At 40.6% G+C, this 19,828-nt stretch carries 24 protein-coding genes; 1 reads left to right on the top strand and 23 read right to left on the bottom strand.

The window, feature by feature from the left end; translation table 11 throughout:
• Positions 1-9: 9 nt before the first annotated feature.
• The 16 genes from SB660_RS14285 to SB660_RS24490 form a co-directional block, all read right to left on the bottom strand.
• A complete protein-coding gene (locus SB660_RS14285) occupies positions 10-789 on the bottom strand; it encodes a CheR family methyltransferase (RefSeq protein WP_061408377.1) in 780 nt (259 codons plus the stop codon).
• Between the two features lie 144 nt (positions 790-933).
• Positions 934-1,380, bottom strand: a complete 447-nt coding sequence (gene ndk, locus SB660_RS14280; protein ID WP_003216015.1) for a nucleoside-diphosphate kinase — start codon at positions 1,378-1,380, stop codon at positions 934-936.
• Positions 1,381-1,510: 130 nt separating this feature from the next.
• The gene (gene hepT, locus SB660_RS14275) at positions 1,511-2,473 is read right to left on the bottom strand and encodes a heptaprenyl diphosphate synthase component II (protein ID WP_012010386.1); all 963 of its coding nucleotides are present in this window, start codon (positions 2,471-2,473) and stop codon (positions 1,511-1,513) included.
• Between the two features lie 24 nt (positions 2,474-2,497).
• Positions 2,498-3,202 carry a demethylmenaquinone methyltransferase gene (locus tag SB660_RS14270; protein ID WP_003215527.1) on the bottom strand — a complete coding sequence of 235 codons (705 nt, stop codon included), beginning with the start codon at positions 3,200-3,202 and terminating at the stop codon, positions 2,498-2,500.
• 3 nt (positions 3,203-3,205) lie between these two features.
• On the bottom strand, positions 3,206-3,973 hold the full coding sequence (locus SB660_RS14265; RefSeq protein WP_003215666.1) for a heptaprenyl diphosphate synthase component 1: 768 nt from the start codon (positions 3,971-3,973) through the stop codon (positions 3,206-3,208).
• 114 nt (positions 3,974-4,087) lie between these two features.
• Positions 4,088-4,318: a trp RNA-binding attenuation protein MtrB gene (mtrB, locus tag SB660_RS14260; protein WP_003216082.1), complete on the bottom strand. Its 231-nt coding sequence runs from the start codon at positions 4,316-4,318 to the stop codon at positions 4,088-4,090.
• A 24-nt stretch (positions 4,319-4,342) separates the two neighbouring features.
• The gene (gene folE, locus SB660_RS14255) at positions 4,343-4,912 is read right to left on the bottom strand and encodes a GTP cyclohydrolase I FolE (protein WP_003215789.1); all 570 of its coding nucleotides are present in this window, start codon (positions 4,910-4,912) and stop codon (positions 4,343-4,345) included.
• A 190-nt stretch (positions 4,913-5,102) separates the two neighbouring features.
• Complete coding sequence (gene hbs, locus SB660_RS14250; RefSeq protein WP_003215863.1) at positions 5,103-5,381, bottom strand: non-specific DNA-binding protein Hbs; 279 nt, start codon at positions 5,379-5,381, stop codon at positions 5,103-5,105.
• 374 nt (positions 5,382-5,755) lie between these two features.
• Complete coding sequence (gene spoIVA / locus SB660_RS14245) at positions 5,756-7,234, bottom strand: stage IV sporulation protein A (RefSeq protein WP_410583041.1); 1,479 nt, start codon at positions 7,232-7,234, stop codon at positions 5,756-5,758.
• Positions 7,235-7,438: 204 nt separating this feature from the next.
• Positions 7,439-8,164 (bottom strand): hypothetical protein, encoded by a 726-nt coding sequence (locus tag SB660_RS14240; RefSeq protein WP_058014808.1) that lies wholly within the window; start codon positions 8,162-8,164, stop codon positions 7,439-7,441.
• Positions 8,165-8,182: 18 nt separating this feature from the next.
• Positions 8,183-8,386 carry a DUF2768 domain-containing protein gene (locus tag SB660_RS14235; protein WP_034318888.1) on the bottom strand — a complete coding sequence of 68 codons (204 nt, stop codon included), beginning with the start codon at positions 8,384-8,386 and terminating at the stop codon, positions 8,183-8,185.
• Positions 8,387-8,652: 266 nt separating this feature from the next.
• On the bottom strand, positions 8,653-9,690 hold the full coding sequence (locus tag SB660_RS14230; protein WP_410583038.1) for an NAD(P)H-dependent glycerol-3-phosphate dehydrogenase: 1,038 nt from the start codon (positions 9,688-9,690) through the stop codon (positions 8,653-8,655).
• A 14-nt stretch (positions 9,691-9,704) separates the two neighbouring features.
• Positions 9,705-11,015 carry a ribosome biogenesis GTPase Der gene (gene der, locus SB660_RS14225; RefSeq protein WP_058014806.1) on the bottom strand — a complete coding sequence of 437 codons (1,311 nt, stop codon included), beginning with the start codon at positions 11,013-11,015 and terminating at the stop codon, positions 9,705-9,707.
• Between the two features lie 159 nt (positions 11,016-11,174).
• On the bottom strand, positions 11,175-11,369 hold the full coding sequence (locus tag SB660_RS14220) for a capping complex subunit for YIEGIA (protein WP_003215794.1): 195 nt from the start codon (positions 11,367-11,369) through the stop codon (positions 11,175-11,177).
• A gap of 6 nt (positions 11,370-11,375) precedes the next feature.
• Positions 11,376-12,260 carry a YIEGIA family protein gene (locus SB660_RS14215; RefSeq protein WP_058014805.1) on the bottom strand — a complete coding sequence of 295 codons (885 nt, stop codon included), beginning with the start codon at positions 12,258-12,260 and terminating at the stop codon, positions 11,376-11,378.
• Entirely contained in the window at positions 12,257-12,850 is a 594-nt protein-coding gene (locus SB660_RS24490; RefSeq protein ID WP_443092853.1) for a YphA family membrane protein, read from the bottom strand. The genes SB660_RS14215 and SB660_RS24490 overlap by 4 nt, the downstream gene beginning before the upstream one ends.
• 129 nt (positions 12,851-12,979) lie before the next feature.
• On the opposite strand from SB660_RS24490, the gene SB660_RS14205 reads away from it, so the two are divergent.
• The gene (locus SB660_RS14205) at positions 12,980-13,111 is read left to right on the top strand and encodes a YpzI family protein (protein ID WP_081042314.1); all 132 of its coding nucleotides are present in this window, start codon (positions 12,980-12,982) and stop codon (positions 13,109-13,111) included.
• 53 nt (positions 13,112-13,164) lie between these two features.
• Here the strand turns inward: SB660_RS14205 and fni are convergent, their stop codons facing one another.
• The 7 genes from fni to sleB all read right to left on the bottom strand — a co-directional run bounded on the left by fni (position 13,165) and on the right by sleB (position 19,638).
• Positions 13,165-14,232 carry a type 2 isopentenyl-diphosphate Delta-isomerase gene (fni, locus tag SB660_RS14200; protein ID WP_410583034.1) on the bottom strand — a complete coding sequence of 356 codons (1,068 nt, stop codon included), beginning with the start codon at positions 14,230-14,232 and terminating at the stop codon, positions 13,165-13,167.
• Between the two features lie 14 nt (positions 14,233-14,246).
• Entirely contained in the window at positions 14,247-15,398 is a 1,152-nt protein-coding gene (gene rpsA, locus SB660_RS14195; RefSeq protein ID WP_058014803.1) for a 30S ribosomal protein S1, read from the bottom strand.
• 223 nt (positions 15,399-15,621) lie between these two features.
• Positions 15,622-16,299, bottom strand: coding sequence for a (d)CMP kinase (cmk, locus tag SB660_RS14190; protein WP_410583032.1), 678 nt, complete (start codon positions 16,297-16,299; stop codon positions 15,622-15,624).
• 71 nt (positions 16,300-16,370) lie between these two features.
• Positions 16,371-16,553 carry a YpfB family protein gene (locus SB660_RS14185; RefSeq protein WP_034661090.1) on the bottom strand — a complete coding sequence of 61 codons (183 nt, stop codon included), beginning with the start codon at positions 16,551-16,553 and terminating at the stop codon, positions 16,371-16,373.
• A gap of 63 nt (positions 16,554-16,616) precedes the next feature.
• Positions 16,617-17,264: a flagellar brake protein gene (locus tag SB660_RS14180; protein ID WP_180310584.1), complete on the bottom strand. Its 648-nt coding sequence runs from the start codon at positions 17,262-17,264 to the stop codon at positions 16,617-16,619.
• A gap of 102 nt (positions 17,265-17,366) precedes the next feature.
• A complete protein-coding gene (ypeB, locus tag SB660_RS14175; protein ID WP_339162935.1) occupies positions 17,367-18,716 on the bottom strand; it encodes a germination protein YpeB in 1,350 nt (449 codons plus the stop codon).
• Positions 18,717-18,732: 16 nt separating this feature from the next.
• Positions 18,733-19,638 (bottom strand): spore cortex-lytic enzyme, encoded by a 906-nt coding sequence (gene sleB / locus SB660_RS14170; protein WP_180310582.1) that lies wholly within the window; start codon positions 19,636-19,638, stop codon positions 18,733-18,735.
• Positions 19,639-19,828 lie beyond the last annotated feature (190 nt).

Here is a 19,828-nt window from a genome sequence, read left to right as displayed (position 1 = left end):
AAAAGTCAGCTACATACCCTTCTTTTGATAAAAGAAAGTATCAGCAGATGTCAGTCCAAACTTTTCTGGGTGAAAAATTTGTTCAGTTGACCCAACAAATAATACGCCATTTGGCTTTAAACTGCTGCTCATTTTCATGTAAATCTCTTCTTTTGCCTCTTCTGTAAAGTAGATAAGGACATTTCGGCATACGATAAGATCAAGCTGTTTTTCATAAGGGTCTGCTAAAAGGTTGTGCTTTTTAAATTGAATGTGCTTTCGGACTTCATCTTTCACCGTGTAAAATGAAGAATCTTCTTTTGTGAAATATTTTTGCTTGATTTGATCTGGTACCTCTTGCAGTGATCGTTCATGATATCTTCCTTTTTGGGCTGATTGCAGCACTTTATCATCAATATCAGTCGCGATAATTTGGAAGTCCTTTACAAGTGGATGACTTGATAGCAGCATTGAGAGTGTATACGGCTCCTCTCCTGTCGAACATGCTGCACTCCATATTTTTAGGGTTCCACTGTTTTTCGAAAGCAGCGGAAGAATTTTTTGATCAAGCACTTCCCAGCGCTGATAATTTCGGTAAAATTCTGACACATTGATCGTCATTCGATCCATCGTCTCATCTAATAGTGCTCTATCCTTTTCAAGGGCAGCCGCGAAGGCTTCAAAATCTCTATATCCTTTTTTATCATAAAGTGACGTTAATCTTCGTTTCATTTGTGCTTCTTTATATAAATTCAGATCCACCCCGGTTAGTTTTTTCCATTTCCCGACAAATACTTGATATTGATCCATCAAAGTCCTCTCCTGTCTCATCTATCTTTGTCCTAGTATAGCTGTTTTTATCGAAAATTTGTATCTTCTCATGCGAAATTTCGTATAGAAATATTCATATAAAAAAGCCAAGGTGCTCATTTGATGAACACCTTGGCTTGAGTTTTAATAAATCCAGCTTGAGATGGTTTGATCCCAGTTTGTGAGTTCTTCTTGTTTGAAGAATAAGTTGATTTCTCTTTCAGCACTTTCTGGTGAGTCTGAGCCATGGATAATGTTTTTTCCAACCGTCAATCCATAGTCTCCTCTTATCGTGCCCGGAAGCGCTTCCTTCGGGTTTGTTTTGCCGATAATCTGTCTTGTGACATCTACTACCTGCTCACCTTGCCATACCATTGCAAATACTGGTCCTGACGTAATAAAGTCAACCAATTCCCCGAAGAATGGTTTTTCTTTATGCTCTCCGTAATGTGTTTCTGCTACTTCTTTTGGAATACTCATTAGTTTTGCACCAACAAGCTGAAGTCCCTTTTTTTCGAATCTTGACACAATTTCACCGATTAATTGTCTTTCCACACCATCAGGTTTGACCATAAGAAATGTTTTGTCCATATACGTTCTCCACCCCGTCGTTTATGTATGTATAGGCTTACATTGTTACAAAGTGATCGTATCATTTTTTTATACAATAATCAATTTTTGACAAAAAATTTCACAAAAAAACCAATCAACAATATGTTGATTAGAATTTTCGTTTTCCAATATATTTGGCAATGGAAGCGAGTGACGTTCTTGCTCGTCCTCGAGGAAGTTTGTCCAGCTGTTCGAATGCCTTTTTCAAATACATTTCACTCACTCGAATCGAGCGGTCGATCGCATCTGTTTGTTTGAGATGTTCAATCACTGGCTTTAGCTGCATTTCTGTTGTTTCACTATTAATCAGCTTTAATTGGCCTTCGAGTGTAGGATTCTTCAGTGCATATAAGACTGGGAGTGTGACATTTCCTTGTAAAAGGTCCCCTCCAACAGGCTTACCAAGCTCTTCTTCAGTTGATGTGAAATCAAGCACATCATCAATGATCTGATAGGACATCCCGACATAGTAGCCAAACCAGTAAAGGGCTTTATGTGTTTTCTCATCTGTACCTGCTGCTATCGCACCTAACTGACAGCTGCCTGCAATAAGCAAGGCTGTTTTTCGTTTGATTCTTCTTAAATATGTACGCAGGTTTTGATCCATATTGTATTTGTCTTTCACTTGCTCGATTTCACCAAGACAGAGCTCGACAACCATCTTTGACAAAATTTCATGCGCCATTGGGTGATTGATCTTTGTCATATACTCAAGCGATCTTGCAAACATATAATCTCCTGTGTACATGGCAATTCGATTGTCCCATTTTGCCTTAATCGTTGGCTTGCCTCTTCTCAGCTCTGCATCATCAATGACATCATCGTGAACGAGCGATGCCATATGAATGAGCTCAAGCGCAACGGCAACATATTTAATTTTATTAATGTCATAGTCGCCAAACATGCCTGAAAGGAGAACAAAAACGGGGCGGATTCGTTTTCCGCCCGCTTGCAGCAAATGAAGACCCGCTTCACTTAATAATGCATAATCAGAGCGAACTGTTTGTTCAAGCTCCTTTTCAATAATATCGATATCATGATTTAAAAAAGAGATCATTGCTTTTAGTTTCATTATTTTCACCCAAATATCGTTTATTCAAAGCTTCTTTCCGATATGTGTTGCTGCTACACCGCCTGTAAATGGATGATACGAGACATCAGACAGACCTGCCTCTTCGAAAAGAGCCGCCAGTTCTTTCATGCCAGGGAACGCTTTGGCTGATTCTTGAAGCCATGAATACTCCTGATAGCTTTTGGCAAACAGTTTACCGAAGAGCGGCATGATGTATTTGAAATAGACATAGTAGCCTTGTTTAAACCCAATCATTTCAGGTTGCGATGTCTCTAGACAGACAACCATTCCACCAGGCTTCACGACTCTTGTCATTTCTTTTAGCACCGTCAAGTAATCAGGCACGTTCCGTAGGCCAAAACCGATCGTGACATAATCAAATGTGTTGTCCTCAAAAGGAAGCTCCATCGCATTGCCGTGAAGCAATTCAATTTGATTATAGCCCCCAGTTTTCACCTTCGTTTCTCCAACACTCAGCATATTTTTACTAAAATCAAGGCCTTTGACTTCACCTTTGTCTCCAACAGCATCAGCAAGCGCAATGGTCCAATCGGCTGTTCCGCAGCATACGTCTAATGCTTTGGCTCCTTTTTGAACATTCATCAGTTTCATTGTCTTATCGCGCCACTTTTTATGCTGCTTAAAGCTGATGACAGAGTTCATTTGATCATAGTTTTTATAAATTTTTTCAAATACACCGTGTACTCGCTGTTCTTTTGATTGCTGCATGACTTACCCTTCTTCCACTTTCTGATGATACGCAGGTTCATTTTTCATATGATCCAGGCGATTTAATAGCTCTTTTTGAACGACCGGAGATGAAACAAGATGCTCCTTGATTGATCGTTTGGCCTTTTCATAGCCTTCATTCTCAAAGTTGTCAAAACATGTATAGGCGTCCGTATAGCTATCGTTCAAAAAAAGTTTTAAATGTTTGTCGTCTTCTGCTTGTTTCATGAAACGCTTATAAACAAGGAAACGACTTGCAATCTCATTCCAATGCGTTAATTGAAAATGCTCAGAAACCCTTTGGAATAACGCAGACTCAACCGTTGCTACACTTTTGTAAAAGTGCGCTGCATCTTGAATGGATCGATCATACAGTCTAATTTTATGTTCATTGATTTCTTTGATCGCCGTTGCGAGGGTGCGAATCATGTAGATGTCTTTCATGTCAGAGAGAAGAGAATAGTAGAGACCGCTGAAATAGTCTCCTGCCAGGATAGTCAGCTGACGATTTTTGAATTCGTCTTGTTTGATCGCTGCAGCAGTTGTGACTTCGTCATGGGTATCAAGGGCAATTTGCACGAGCATCGCCGTTAAAATATAATTTTCTTTTTTCTCTGCATCAATTTGAGCTTCATCAAACATTGCATGAAAAAGAAGGAGCTTATCTTCATCGATGAGTGGCGCACGTAAATGTTTCGCCAAATAAGGATGAGAAAGCTTTTTATTTAATTTTATATTTAGATTAGATAAAATTCCGTAGATGTCTTGCAAAGATATCACCCTTGTCCCAAAAATTACAGTTTCATATGTAGCCCTGCACATTGTATAGAGATTTATTATACCATATCAGCTCTCACTTTTATGCTATCAAGTGCACTCAAGTATTTATTTCTTTGCTTCGCTTTGAATTTCCCCGAAGCTTGTTTGAATGACAGCATCGCCTCTTACTTTGATTGCTGACGTATGCTCAGTAAATTGTGCAATGATGACTTCACCTTTATCGAGCTTTTCGGAATGGTGAAATCTTGTATCAGAGCCTCTAGTTAGGCCGATGACATTTACACCATTTTCATTGGCTTTAATCACTACAAAATCAGATGCTTTATTTTCACTCAACCTGTTCACCTTCCATCTATTGAATTAGTCGTTTTTAATAAAGGAAAGCACTTCTGCTCTTGCCGCTGCATCATTTGCAAATGTACCGCGTACTGCTGAAGTTACTGTTTTTGCGCCTGGCTTTTTCACTCCGCGCATCGTCATACACATATGCTCTGCTTCAACGACAATCATCACGCCATGCGGATTGAGTGTTTCCACCATACTATCTGCAATGGTTGATGTGATGCGTTCCTGAAGCTGCGGGCGTTTGGCAACAGCCTCTACAGCTCTTGCAAGCTTGCTAAGTCCTGTCACTTTTCCGCCGCGCGGAATATAAGCGACATGAGCTTTTCCGTAAAAAGGTACTAGGTGGTGTTCACACATTGAATGGAAAGCAATATCTTTTACAAGAACGAGTTCTTCGTGGTCTTCACCAAAAATGGTTTTAAAATGTTCTTTTGGATCTTCATTTAATCCCGAGAACACTTCTTCATACATTTTTGCTACTCGTTTAGGGGTATCAAGAAGTCCTTCACGATCTGGATCTTCTCCGATGGCTTTTAATATATCGCGTACTGCGTGTTCAATTAGTTCTTTATTTATTTCACTCATGTATTATATCCTCCAAAGGCGATTACATTTCAATCAGATTCTAGCACACTTCAGATCCTAAAAGCAAAGGAGAGCGTTCTAAACGAACCTTTTGTTTCAAAAGGAAAAGCCCCTTATGAAAGGGGCTTTTCTAGACCAGTGTGAAACTGTATATGTATAACTCCTGCAATAGGATCATTACACATAACGATTATTTACCTGCCACCGCGTCTTTAAGTGCTTTACCTGGTTTGAAAGCAGGTACTTTGCTTGCAGGGATTTCGATCTCTGCACCAGTTTGTGGGTTACGTCCTTTACGAGCTGAACGCTCACGTACTTCAAAGTTACCAAAACCGATAAGTTGAATTTTGTCACCATTTTTAAGTGCATCTAAAATTGTATCAAAAACAGAATCAACTGCTTTTGTCGCGTCTTTTTTAGATAACTCGCTTGCTTCAGCAACCGCGTTAATAAGTTCTGTCTTGTTCATGCCTTTCACCTCCTCCCAAAAATATGCATTCAATAGATTGTTATCATTTCTTCACAATTCATCTTCTTTCTATACACTTTTTTTGAAAAAAAGAGCGTCTAGAAAGCGGTATACATGGCTTTTCATTAGAAAACAACTCTTTGAAGGAATGTTTGTCCAACAAAGTGAAGATTTTCTGTAAGTAGATTAACACATATGAAATACCATATCAAGCATTTTAAAGGGAAGAATCCTTATTCGTCAAGGATTAAGGGCACTTTTGCGAACGAATATTCCTAATTTCAGCCTGAATCTGACTAATCTTTATACAATTGTCTTTTTATGACTCATTCCATACGCAAAAAAAGACCCCTGTCAATGAGAGGTCTCACATGCTATAGAATAATCGCGATCAAACCGCCTGATCCTTCGTTGATGATTCTTTCAAGTGTTTCTTTCAGTTTATATCTTGCATTTTCTGGCATCAGCGACAGCTTTGCCTGAATGCCTTCTCTGACAAGGGAGCTGAGTGAGCGCCCAAATATATCTGAATTCCAAATCGAAAGCGGATCATCTTCAAAGTCTTGCATTAAGTAGCGGACGAGTTCTTCACTTTGTTTCTCTGTTCCGATAATCGGTGCAAATTCACTTTCTACATCTACTTTAATCATATGAATAGATGGCGCAACCGCCTTTAGTCTTACGCCGAATCTTGAGCCCTGTCTGATGATTTCTGGCTCATCTAAACTCATATCTGACAGGGCCGGAGCCGCAATTCCGTATCCCGTCTGCTTCACCATTTTTAAGGCATCTGATACTTGATCATATTCTGTCTTCGCATGTGCAAAATCTTGCATGAGCTCTAGAAGATGGTCTTTCCCTCTAATTTCTACGCCAACCACTTCTTTTAGAATATGATCATATAGATCATCCGGGGCGTACAGGTCAATCTCCGCAATCCCTTGACCCATTTCAATCCCTGCTAAGCCCGCTCTTTCAATAAAGTCAAATTCACTGAACTGGCCAACAACACGGTCAACATCTCTTAATCTTTTAATATCCTTTACGGTTTCCTTCACTGAGTCCTGATAGCTTTCTCTCAGCCAATGATCTTCTTTCAGCACCATGACCCAGCTTGGAAGGTTCACATTCACCTCTAGGACTGGGAATTCATATAATGCTTCACGAAGTACACTAAGAACGTCTTGCTCTCTCATACTTTCTACACTCATGGCGAGTACTGGAATATCATATTTTTGGCAGAGCTCCTGCCGCAGCGCTTCTGTTTCAGGATGATAGGGTCTCACAGAGTTGATCACCATAATAAACGGCTTTCCAACCTCTTTGAGCTCATCAATCACACGTTCTTCAGATTCAATATAATCATGTCTTGGGATTTCCCCAATGGAACCATCCGTTGTAATCACAACACCGATGGTTGAATGCTCTTGAATGACCTTGCGTGTACCAATTTCCGCTGCTTCATGGAACGGGATTGGCTCTTCATACCACGGCGTGTTGATCATTCTTGGACCATTTTCATCTTCATACCCGCGCGCACCAGGGACTGTGTATCCTACACAATCGACAAGCCTGATGTTGACATCAAGGCCGTCACTCACATGAATCGATGCCGCTTGATTCGGTACAAATTTTGGCTCAGTGGTCATAATGGTTTTTCCTGCTGCGCTTTGCGGCAATTCATCCTGTGCTCTTGCACGATCTGCCTCATTATTGATATTCGGGAGCACCACGAGCTCCATAAACTTTTTAATAAACGTAGATTTCCCTGTACGAACAGCGCCAACGACTCCTAAATATATATCGCCTCCTGTTCGTTCAGCGATATCCTTGAAAATATCGACTTTTTCCAAGTGATCCCCTCCCGGACTTGCTATCCTCGTTTTCAAATAAAATACTCTATTCTTCAATCAAACTTGCTTGAAAGGTGTCTGGACAATATATGTGTATGACGTTGTCCTATTTGAATATGACACCTTTTTTGTTTTGAGAGTATGTTTAGCCATAAAAAAACCTTTCTCCTCATTTATATGCAGAGGAAAAAGGTTCATTCTTGTTTATGACGTCTTTTTTTCTAAAAAGTCAGGCTCACCTTTTTTGTTTATGGTATAAGGAACAGAAAACGCGGGTACAAACGGGGTTTCCTGCCAATAGACATCTTGAATGTTTTCACCTGGTTTCAGCTTTTGTTTCGTATTCTTCAAAATATGAGCAAAATCACTGCGGTAGTCCACATAGATTTCGCCATTTGATGAAATCAGTAATGGGAGGGAATTCCCTGTCACAGGACTCATGACCGTAGGCGGTGATTTTAAGCCTAGCTTTTTTTCATTTAACGTATATAAATTGTTTGATACTACTTTGCCGTATGGCGGATATGTATGTTCATCTTGATATATTTTGATTCTAAGCCGTAATTCACTGATGGTTTGCGTCATTTTGACATCAAGCAGTTTCACAGTTGGTTTTTTTTCGACGTCTGTGAGGACATAAATATATTCCCCCCCGCCTTCAAAGGAAGTAGACGGTACATCGTGTAAATATCTTGGTGACAAGCGCTTAAAGTCGATGACGTACTTCTGATAAACCGGCGTGTCTGCTTCTTTCGTTTCAATCGGCAAAAGACCATTGGTTGCTTTTTGAAATTCCTCAATCGCTGTCTGAACGCTTTGCAGCTGCTCTTCATACGGCACACGGTTTTCAGTTTTGCGATTTTCTGGATACAGACATCCTGTGAGTAATATAAATGCTAACAACGTGACACTGACTTTTGCTTTGATCATCACATTCTTCCTTTTTCTTTATTCATTGACCGGCCCGCTAAATACAACTAAAAACACAATGATACCTGATATCAGCATCAAGCTGTATGCGACGGTCGAGGCTGTTATTTTAAGAAACCGGCTTTTCAGCTTAAATCGACTGAAATAAATGGTAACTACAGCTAAAAACATGAGCCCCATCGAACCAAGTGCAAACCACATCTTGATTAAAGCAAAACTCATCGTGCCTGTCCCCCTTTAAAACGAACAAATTGTAAGCGTTTATATTTCATTCTAAACCAAAAATAAGGTAAATATCAATCATTTTTCCAATCATTCAGAAAAAAGCGCATAAAAAAACTGAAGCAAAGAGGGGGACTCCGCTTCAGTCATTAGGTCGACTATTTTTCCTCATTCTGTAGAGGCAAAGCTCTATTCAAACTTCATTGCTATGTTATGCAAGTCTTCCCCTTCTTGCATCCTCTACATGCCTAAGTTCAGTCTTCCATTTATTTTGTTTGATTTTCAAACATGTTCACAAGGTCTTCCATTTCATGTGTTTTCACACGTGCCATCAATGATTCTACAGCATCGTCGACCTTTTTCCCTTCAAACAGGACGTGGTAAAGTGCCTCTGTAATCGGCATGCTGACTTTGTATTCTTTGGAGAGCTGATAAGCGCCTTTTGTTGTACGGACGCCTTCGACAACCATCCCCATTTTTTCAAGCACTTCTTCAAGCTTATACCCTTTACCAAGCAAATTTCCGCAGCGCCAGTTACGTGAATGAACACTTGTACATGTCACGATCAAATCTCCAACGCCCGTTAAGCCGGCAAATGTCAGAGGATTCCCTCCCATTTTTGTACCGAGACGTGCGATTTCAGCGAGTCCTCTAGTGATGAGCGCCGCTTTTGCATTGTCACCATATCCAAGCCCGTCTGTGATCCCTGCCGCAAGAGCAATGATATTTTTCAGTGCGCCGCCAATTTCTACACCAATCACATCAGGGTTTGTGTATACTCTAAAGTTGTTGTTCATGAACAAATCTTGAACAAATTGAGCCGCTTCAATATTTTCTGATGAGACAGTGACAGTTGTCGGATGACGCAAGCCTACTTCCTCAGCATGGCTCGGTCCTGATAAGACGATGACAGCTTCTCTTTTCTCATCCGGGACTTCTTGTTCAATCATTTGAGATATTCTGAGAAGTGTATCTGGTTCAATTCCTTTACTTACATGGACAAACGGCACTTTCGACGTAATCAGCTCATTTGCCTGCTTCAACACTTCACGAATGGCCTTTGTTGGCACAGCAACAATAATAGCGTCTGTCCCCTCTAACGCCTGCTTCATGTCTGTCGTCGCCTGGATAGACGCTGGCAGTGCGACATTTGGCAAGTAATCATGATTTTCATGTTTCTCATTGATTTGGTCAATGAGCTCTTGTCTATGTCCCCACATGTGTACATCATGATGATTATCAGCTAATACAAGAGCAAGAGCTGTTCCCCAGCTTCCTGCTCCAAGTACTGAAATTTTCTTCATTCTGCTCACCCTTTTTATTTTCTCGCTCTCGCAAATATTTTAATCGGTGTTCCTTCAAAACCAAACGCATCTCGAATGCGGTTTTCTAGGAAACGTTCATAAGAAAAGTGCATAAGCTCTGGATCGTTTACAAACACAACAAAGGACGGAGGCTTAATTGCCACCTGTGTCGCATAATAAATTTTCAGGCGCTGTCCATTATGAGTCGGCGTTGGATTCATGGCTACTGCATCCATGATGATATCGTTTAAAATATTCGTTTGAACGCGCATCGCATGATTTTCACTAGCTGTAATAATGGACGGCATTAACGTATGAATTCTCTTTTTCGTGAGAGCAGACATAAACAAGACAGGAGCATAATCTAGGAATTGAAAATGCTCACGAATGTTTTGCTCAAATTCCTTCATCGTACGCTCATCTTTTTCAACAGCGTCCCATTTGTTCACAACGATTACAACGGCTTTACCAGCTTCGTGTGCATATCCTGCAATACGTTTATCCTGCTCAATAATGCCTTCTTCACCATCAAGAACAACAGCGACAACATCAGAACGATCAATGGCTTTTAATGCACGAAGCACACTGTATTTTTCTGTTGTTTCGTATACTTTTCCTTTTTTTCTCATACCTGCTGTATCAACAATGACAAAGTCACGCTGATTGTACGTAAACATCGTATCGACAGCATCTCTTGTTGTACCAGCGATGTTGCTGACAATGACTCGGTCTTCTCCGAGCATCGCATTCACTAAAGAAGATTTCCCTACATTCGGGCGACCGATTAAGCAGAACTGGACAACTTGTTCATCATACTGCGTATCTGGTAAGTTCTTAAAGTGTTCTGCAACTGCATCAAGAAGATCACCAAGTCCTAATCCGTGCGTTCCAGAAATCGGAAATGGATCGCCAAATCCGAGTGCATAAAAGTCATACACATCACTTCTCATTTCAGGGTTGTCCAGTTTATTGACAGCAAGTACAACTGGCTTTTTCGTGCGATATAAAATTTTTGCGACTTCTTCATCCGCAGATGTCACACCATCTCGGCCATTCACCATAAAGATGATAACATCCGCTTCATCCATTGCAATTTCTGCTTGATGGCGAATTTGCGCTAAAAATGGCTCATCTCCAATATCAATTCCACCAGTATCTATTAAGTTAAAGTCATAATTTAACCATTCAGCAGAGCTATAAATACGATCTCTTGTTACACCAGGTGTGTCTTCTACAATCGATATTCTTTCGCCTGCGATTCGATTAAAAATTGTAGATTTTCCAACGTTGGGCCTTCCAACAATGGCTACGACAGGTTTACCCATAGTACCCTTCCTTTCAATCCAGCCGCGATTCAATATGTTCATCATCATGTTTCAACCGGGATTTAAAATTTTCATTCAGTTTTATGAAATAAACCCTTCAAACATGAAGGGTTCAACTTATATATTATATCAATTTTTAATCAGACCACAATGAATAACTTAAAAATGTTTGACAATCAAGTAAAGATCTTCTCCAATTCCGTGTGCAATTCCATCTAAAATGGCCTCTAAATTCATGGCGTACATGTCGAGTTCTTCTTTATTTTCGCAGAAAAAAACGGCTGTTCCGCCCATGACCCGCTCTTTATTTGTTGTAGCCACAGCGAGTATAAATTGTTCAATGGTGTTCGCCATGCCCTATTACCTCACTTTCTTTTTTATGAACTCTGTCGGCATTCTGATGGCATTTTCTAAAATGGGTACTTCTTCTAATACACGGACAGCGAGATCTTCACGATACCATTGCGGTAAAATGAACACACCAAGTGTACCGTTATTCAAATCACGCTTTGCGAGCGGACAGAGTGATGGTTCACCAGAGTCGCGATACACACCAAGTACATTGGATAAATCAAATAAAATGGCCTGCCGCTGCCCAAGGTTGGCAATCGTTGTGGCTGCGTTGAAATTTTTTGGTGTCAAAACAAAGCCCATCCCATGCTCCAAAATGAGCTTTTGCTTTTCAGGCAGTCCGATATTCATGATGTAAATATCGTTCACATAAAGCCCTGCCCCATCAAAGCGAAGCTCTCCTTTTTGTATGTTGACGATATCCTTTAATTGGCTTCCAGACATTAATAGCTTTGCCAAGAAAAAACAAAGAATACCGACCACTGTCCCAATAACGAGCGAGAAGAAAATACAAGCTGTGGTCGTAATCAGTGCCGTGAGAATCGCAATATAATTTCGGCTTTCAAAGGCAATGGCAATGCCTTCTATATATGTACTTCCTCTTGAGACTAGCTCATATGAATCCATTTGAGTTAACGTATTTCTTTCCATATTGCGGACATCTCGGAATTGTGTGGCTGCCAGCGTGAGAAAGGTAATCGCCGTAAATTCCTCCTGAATGAGTGCAGGCATAATGATCGCACCAAGTCCTGAAGCGATAAAACCAAGCGCAATGTGAATCACTTGTCCATGAATATATGTTGGGTATTGCCGGTAATCTGTTCTTAACATGTAAAGCCTTGCCGCCATCCCAAAGATGACACCAATAATCACAGGAAACGTATAATCCGTCATGTTGATTTTGCAGCCCCTTTTACTGGTTTTCTTGATGAATGGGCGTTCAAGAGTTTTTCAAGCTGATCGACACCTAATAGGAAGATGGACCCTTGAACAACAAGGGACAGAAAAGAGAGATCTCCTATGACAATCGATGATGTCAGGCGGTGAATCGTGAGCGCATAAAGGGCTTCGCCAAGACATACAGCCATCATCCATAAGGTGACACGTTCTGTGAAATGATGTCCATATGTCAAAGACATCAAGATCAGCAAGGCAAATACGACCCAATCCACTTTTATTAGCGTGAACCAAACTGGGTCATATAATGCAAAAATCATAAAAAAGGCATATGCGCTCACCATAGAACCTAATTGTATGATTCTCATTATTTGATGCCCAGACCGGAATATAACAAAACACGCACATGCATATAAAAAGGTCATTAAGTACCCCGCATTCAGGATCATATCAAATATAGATATCATGAAATGACTACATATAATATGGACAAGGACAAAGATGCCTAGCACATTGCGCCATAAGCTTTTTTCCATAATAAATGTCACGATAATCCAAACGAACCATATGGACCAATAATAGTACAAAGCCTCCAACGTCTCATCACCTCAATTACATTATGGGAAAATCCCCAATTTTTAAACGTAAGGGATCGCTTTGGGCATTGTATGAAATAAACAAGAGGTGACACCCTAATAGTTGAGGAGGGATGCATGATGGGAAAAGATAGACAGGAAAAACGCTTAAAGGCATCAAAAAGAGTGGAATCTGACCGTGATCAATCCATTCATCATAAAGGGGCAACAGCATTAGAAGGACCAGATAGCGCGCGAAAAAGAAATCAATAAAAAAAGGCATGTGATGACCACATGCCTTAAATGATGAAGGGCTAAACTTGCTTTTAGTCCTTTTTCTTATTTGATCTTAAACTATAGTACATTGTGTCGATACCTCTTTCTTTGAGCCAATGACTCGTTTCACCTGAAATGACAATCTGGGTTTGTCGCAGCTCTTCAATGGTCTTCACGCCAAGGACTGTCATCATCATCTTCACATCTTCTTGAAGATCTATGATATCACCGATGAGGCCGCTCTCCCCTCCGTCAGTCAGTGATTTTAAGAAAAAACCAGCTAGACCAGCAGCGGATGCGCCAAGAGCAATTGATTTTGTGACATCAAGGGCGTCTTGTATACCTCCCGAGGCTAAAACCGTTTGGTCCGGAAAACTTGTATGTACTTCAGCAAGACTCGCTGCAGTTGGAATCCCCCATTGATCAAAATAATGAAGTGCTTTTTGGCGGCGAAGATTTTCGATCTTAGAAAAGTTCGTACCACCAAATCCGCCTACATCAACGGCGGCAACCCCAGCACGAAATAACTTTTTGGCCGTTTCCTTGCTCATGCCAAATCCAACTTCTTTGACGACAACTGGCACACCAACTGATTCATTGATGGCTGCGATACGCTCAAGTGCCCCCCTGAAATCACGGTCTCCCTCAGGCATGACAATCTCTTGAATCACATTTAAATGAATCTGGAGCATATTGGCCTCCAGCATCTCAACGGCTTCCTTCGCTTGCTCAATCGTTGCCTCACTGCCTAAGTTCGCAAAGACAATTCCATTTGGATTCACTTTTCGAACAACTTCATACGTACGTCTTTCCTCTTTATCTTTCAGCGCAGCCATTTGTGATCCAACTGCCACCGGAATATTGCTTTCCTTCGCAGCGATTGATAAAGAGCGATTTATCTCATAGGTCGATTTTCCGCCCCCGCCAGTCATTGCATTGATAAAAATTGGCGAACCGAAAGTCAGTCCGCCAATTGTTGTATGTGTATCAATTTGTGATGTCGCAAGATCTGGTAAACCGACGTGAACGAAGGAAACATCTTTTAAACCTGTTTCTGCATGCTGCCCAGTGGACAAGGCATGTTCAATATGCTGTTTCTTTCTTTCTGCTCGCGTCAATTTTGATCACCAAATTATTTTAATTTATTGAGCTTATCGCCGATCAGGTCACCAAGCTGGAATCCGCTTGTGTTTTCTTCTTTCGCCTGATATTGACGATAATTCTCTTCGATTTGTTTTTCAGGATTTTCTTCTAAATCACGGATGCTTAGTGAAATGCGCTCTTCATCTTCATTCACATCAAGCACTTTTACTTTCACAGTCTGCCCTTCTTCAAGGACTTCATGTGGTGTACCGATATGTTTATGAGAGATTTGGGAAATATGCACAAGTCCTTCGACGCCTGGCAGAATTTCAACAAATGCACCAAAGCTCACAAGACGTTGGACAGTTCCTTCAAGCACATCACCTTGTTTTACCTTTTCGCCAATCTGGCTCCAAGGTCCTGGTAATGTTTCTTTAATAGAGAGTGAGATACGCTCGTTATCACGATCAACAGCAAGTACTTTGACCTGGACTTCCTGGCCTTCTTCCACTACGTCAGATGGCTTTTCAACATGCGAATGGGATAGTTGAGAAATGTGAACCAATCCATCAATGCCGCCAATGTCTACAAATGCACCAAAATCAGTAAGGCGCTGCACTTTACCATCAATCACACTGCCTACCTCAAGTTTTTGCAAGAAGTCTTGTTTTTTGTCTAATTGCTCTTGCTCCACTACTGCACGGTGCGAGAGAATCACACGATTTTTTTCGCGGTCCAGTTCAACCACGACAAGTGAGAGTGTTTTACCTTTGTAGTCTGAAAAGTCCTCAACATAGTGCGCTTCTACAAGAGATGCAGGAATAAATCCACGCACACCAATATCTACGACAAGACCACCTTTTACAACGTCTTTTACTTCAGCTTCAAATACTTCTTTTGTTTCAAACTTTTTCTCTAGGTCTTCCCAAGCGCGGTCTGCATCAACAGCACGTTTCGATAAAATCAAAGCATCGTCTTCGACTTTTGTTACTTTAAGCTCTAATTCGTCGCCATCTTTCACGACATCTGATGCTTTTTCAACGTGAAGACTTGATAATTCACTGATTGGGATGATCCCAGGCTGTTTCACATTGACGATATCTACATTGACATGCTTGTCCTCAACTTTAGAAACAATCCCTTTCACTACATCTCCAACCTCTGGTACCTGAACATCGATTTGATTCATTTCCTCTGTCATTTCGATAACCTCCTTGGTCCAAACCTACACAGCTTAGTTAAAACGACTGGGTGAATATGTGTCTTAAGCATGATGATTGCCAGCCGAGTATGTATTATAGAAACATTCAAATCAACAGAATTGCTTGAATGATCAATAAAAATAGTATTAGTATAAACTTCTAATAAAAGACCTTGTTTGTCAAGAGATAAACCTCTAACTTATAAAAGTTTTCTAAAATTTCTTACTGTTTCTCCACGCGGTCTGCTGCATCTAAAATTTTACCTGCTACCTCTTGAATGGAAAGAGAAGTGGTGTCAATTTCAATGGCGTCATCCGCTTTCTTAAGCGGTGAAACTTCGCGCTCAGAGTCAAGCTTGTCACGTCTTGCAATCTCTTCGATCAGCTGATCGTAATTGACATCGTAGCCTTTTTTCTGATTCTCTTCAAAGCGGCGTTTTGCTCTTTCTTCTACAGATGCAAGCAAGAAAATTTTCACTTCGGCATCAGGAAGAACGTGCGTACCTATGTCTCTTCCGTCCATCACGACACCGCCTTTTTTACCAAGCTCTTGCTGCCTGCGGACCATTTCTCCCCGAACAGCTCTGTGCTTTGCGACAACCGATACTTGGTTGCTCACGCGGTCTGTGCGGATCTCCTCTGTCACATCGGTATTGTCTAGATGAACTTTTTGACCCTCGCCTGTTGAGACAAGTTCAATCACTGTTTTCTTCAGTAGTGCATCAAGCGCCTGCTCGTCTTCAAGATCTACACCATGGTGAAGTGCCGCAAGCGTAATCGCGCGGTACATGGCACCTGTATCGATATAAATATAAGATTTTTTTGCTGCGACAATTTTTGCCACAGTGCTTTTTCCTGCTGCTGCAGGACCGTCAATTGCGATAGATAATTTCTTTTTCATAATACCTCTCCTTGATTGAATCTCCCTTATGAATTGTAACACGATCACCGGTCAAACGGGGGAATTTTCTATCAATCCTTCTGCTTAAACGTCTCGATCCAATCTTCAATGCTCATGTTATTTACACCCTCGTATTGCACGACTTTTGACAAAAATAGTTCTCCTTTTGTCAAATGAAGTGTGATCTGAACGGCTAATAATAAGACAAGCTGAATGAGCACCGCTTTCAATAACCATCTTTCCATTGTCTTCATACAAAAAGCCTCCACGCTAGATTCTATTACCTCTAGTATGGAAGCTTTTAACATCCTTTATTCTTATGCTTTTTTCACACGTGTTAAAAGCTGCTGCTGGAAGCAGTACTTCATAATGTGCTGCTGCTGATCATTTGTGATCTCAGAAAACTCCATGATCGCTCTTGTTTTGCCAGTCTGCTCATCTTGATAGACTCGGCTCATCTCTGCAACCGCTTTAATTTTGACAGGCTCTTTCAGCGGAAGTTCAAACTCTGTGATCACTTCTCCGTATTCTTTCATTGAGACACCTTCAGGAACAGCAATGGCTAAGCCGCCAGCACTCATATTGACAATAAACGTGTCAAAGGGTTCTTCATCCGTTTGCGTAATCGAGGCTTTGACCATTGTATCGACTCTCAGATATTCTCTACGCTGAAGCCGAATCATTTCTTCTTTTGGCGGAATGGAAATGACGATCATCGGAACATCTTCTTTCCTCTTGCCGATGACTGCGCTTGTGCATTTGTATGGAACTTGATTTTCATCGAAAAAGAAAACGGTGATTTCTGTTTGCTGGTTTAAATAGATTGTGCGTCCTGTTTCTTTATCAGCTGGATAATTAATGCAAATATCATCGTTATTATTTTCCAAAACTTTCGATTTTGCAGTTTTCACTTCTTTGTTCTCATTGACATATTCAATTGTGATTGCATCCCCTATTTGTAACATTCCTCATCACTCTTTTCATCTGTGAAATCATATCCTCTCCTATATTAAACCATGTATAAAACAAAAGGAAAAGGCTTATTCGCCTTTTCCTTGCTCTCTTTTTTATAGGTCTTTATATATAGGTTCTGCATTTTTTAGTTTATCTACTCGCTCTTCTTTTCCAGTATCTGCATTAATGAACATTCGATACGTATCATTTTTTATCGTCCCAAGGAACTCATAGCATAAAACTTCCTCTGACATATCGTTTTGAACAATCGCTATATGAGCATCTTCGATTTTCACATGCTGATTGAGCGTTTTCTTCGCTTCTTTTTGTGAGATTTTAGGTGCTTTGATGTCTCTTGTTTTATGATTCGTTAAATAGTCTTTCGCTGAAAATCCAACCACTTCACCATCGTCTAATGCGACCTTCATGCGTATACTATCTGGATAAAGCAGTACATTTTTTTGAAGAGGAACATAGGTAAATACACCGATATTATCAAATTGCGCACTTTCATCTAAATGGAACGACTCTGCATCAAATCCTTGCTTCTTTAAAAAGCTGAGTGCTTTTTCTGATGCTTGATTTAAACTGATTTTCTGTTTTTTCACGTCACGATTTTGAAGAAGGTAAACTGGATGTCCTCCTTTTTCAGTCAAGTCTAAATAGAAATTCGCTTTATTATCAGGATCTGACATCGATAAGCTGTACACATCTCGATTGGTTTTGCTTCCGCTTTTTCTCACCTTAAAATGTTGATTATGATCAGGTGTGAATTGCTGGGCAATGCGTATCGCTTCTTTCTTTGAAATTTTTTTACCCTTTAAATGATTGTAGCCGCGTGTTTCTGCTTCTGTCGACACATTTGTCGGTCCGAGATCGACATCTGCAAATGCATCTGCATTTCTCTCAACTGTTTTCAACCCGTCAATGATGGTGTTATCATTCTTTCGGTCACCATCAGCAAGTGCCATTTCAACATCCATCCATTTTAAATTTTTGTTGAGGACGAGATGCTGCACTTGTCTCAGTTCGTTTTGAATATCAGATGCTTGTTGATATAAAGACGTAATGGTTTTGTGCGTATTCTTGTTTAATGGTTCATCTGATAAGGATTTGATTGATGATTTGTAGCTAAAGTCTCCGACATTCGCCAAAAATTCTTCCGTTTTGTTAAAAGGCATTAATGTGAGCGGAAGCTGACTCACATTGTTATGTGCTTCTGATGACATTCTCCATACATCTGCAAGTGCTGGTGAAATCGACGATTGGCTGTTCATCGCAAGCGTTGCCCCAAGTTTGTCGTGCAGCTGATCCACTTGGTACGTTAAATCGTGGAAAGCCCTCTGATAGTTGTTCTCTGCGTGCAGCAGCACTGCGTCTTTTTCTTGATGCTCTTTATAGCCCCAATAACCTGTTGAGATGACAGCAATTCCTAAAATGGCAATCAATATTCCTCTGATCATTTATTTACACCTCTTTTTATTCGCAGAAAATATGTTTCCCGATGCGTTTAATTTGTGGCCTTCCCCAAATCCATGGACTTGTTGCTGTATCAGGATTAAAGTAATAGACGGCACTCTCAGAAGGGTCCCAGCCATTAATGGCATCAAACACAGCTTTTTTTGCAGTTTCATTTGGTGACATATAAAATTGGCCATCCGCCACAGCTGTAAACGCAAGCGGTTCAAAAATAACACCTGCGATTGTATTTGGAAAAGTCGGGTTGTTCAATCGGTTTAAGATAACGGCAGCGATCGCCACCTGTCCTTCATACGGCTCGCCCCTTGCTTCACTATAAACCGCTTGTGATAAGAGCTGAATATCATTACTAGAAAAACCACCTGGCATGTTGGCTGCCGTTTGTTTCGGTGTTTGAGTTGCTTGCTGATTGCCTGACTGTTTCGCAGGCTTTGCTCCGCTTTGACTTTTTTGATTCTCTTTTGCGCCTTGAGCTGTCTTTTTTTGTGAGCTTCTTTTCGCAGGAGCTTTAGTTTGCTGATCAAGAGGCTTCCCGCCATAATGGGTAAACTCATTCCCCTTTTGCAGCTGCTGCTGAACAAAGTCTTTATAGTATTTTGTCTTTTGAACTAATAGGCTTTTTGTTTGTTTACCTACAAGTCCATCTACTTTCTTTACACCATATTGACTTTGAAAGTTGCGTACGGCCCAGTACGTCCCCCAGCCATATACACCATCAATTTTGCCATTATAAAAGCCATTGTATTGGAGCCGTGCTTGCAGCTCGACAACATCTTCTCCTGTTGCACCTCGCTGGATAACTTGACTGGTGAAGGCTTCACTTTTTTCAGCTGTCATCAGTGAGGTTGCGAGTAGAACGATTGAGAAGATAAGGACGATTTGTTTCATGAAACGAGCTTTGTCCATATTTGATCCTCCTGTACTTTTGATGTTTGAATATATATTTCTTCCGATCCCTATTTTTATACATTCATCACAGGAGAGAATTGGATGAAAAGACAAAAAAACGCCCTATCAACGGGACTGACCCCATAAGATGAGACAAATAAAAAACACCTTCAAGTTTGAAAACGGATCGTTGTGATCCGAAATAAAA

The organism is Bacillus sp. SIMBA_005, from assembly GCF_046535585.1.
Classification (GTDB): domain Bacteria; phylum Bacillota; class Bacilli; order Bacillales; family Bacillaceae; genus Bacillus; species Bacillus pumilus.
This window is presented reverse-complemented; position numbering and strand designations above follow the sequence as displayed.